The sequence below is a fragment of the Bartonella queenslandensis genome (assembly GCF_018155095.1).
GTDB lineage: Bacteria > Pseudomonadota > Alphaproteobacteria > Rhizobiales > Rhizobiaceae > Bartonella > Bartonella queenslandensis_B.
In genome coordinates, this window is sequence record NZ_NAAI01000033.1 from 1 (window position 1) to 800 (window position 800).

At 39.9% G+C, this 800-nt stretch carries 1 pseudogene; it reads left to right on the plus strand.

The features are described from left to right. A pseudogene (locus tag B5V81_RS08595) lies at nt 1-800 on the plus strand (hypothetical protein); the annotation flags it as partial.

The following is an 800-nucleotide window of genomic DNA, read 5'->3' on the forward strand; positions in this document are numbered from 1 at the left end:
TTTCACAAATCTTAATCTAAAGATTGAAAATGGAACAGGTGACAGTTTTGTTAAGCAAAATAGCGCTGGGCTTATTACGATTGGTGGGGACAAAGGTGGCAATGAAATAAATCTTGCAAACGACGTGAATACCCCACGAGTTCTCTCTGGTATTAAGGACGGAGCATTTACAAAAACATCGACTGAAGCCGTAAATGGTAGACAGCTTTATTGGATGTCTCAGACATTTGCACATTATTTTGGCGATGGTGCTGGATATGATGCAGAGGGAAAATGGTCAGGCCCTGTTTTTACAGTTAAATCCTTTGATAAGGATGGTAATGAGATTGAGAAAAAGTATACGAATGTCGCGTCTGCATTTGTTGGCGTTAATGGTGCTATCGCAGGCTTACAACAGCAGATTAATAACATTACTGGAGAAGGTACGGGACATCAAAAAAATGATGATCCGAGTGATATTATTGCCGACGGCTTTCCTTTTATGAGAAGTTCAGCTCGTTTCATGGATAAAGAAAATATATCTCCGATAACGACTTCTGATAATTCACCTGATGTGTTATCCGAAGACGATGATGTTTTAATGTTGGATGGAAGCGCCTATAATGCGGATGACAAAAAAATTGCAAATGTAGCGAATGGTGATGTTTCAGAAAACTCAAAAGAAGCTGTTAATGGCGGACAACTTTGGAAGGTAGAAAAAAATGCTAACGAAGCTATATCGCGGGTTGAAAAAAAGGCAGACGGCGCGGTGAGCTATGATGTCGATAAAGAGACCGGAAAGAAAAACGGTACGATTACTT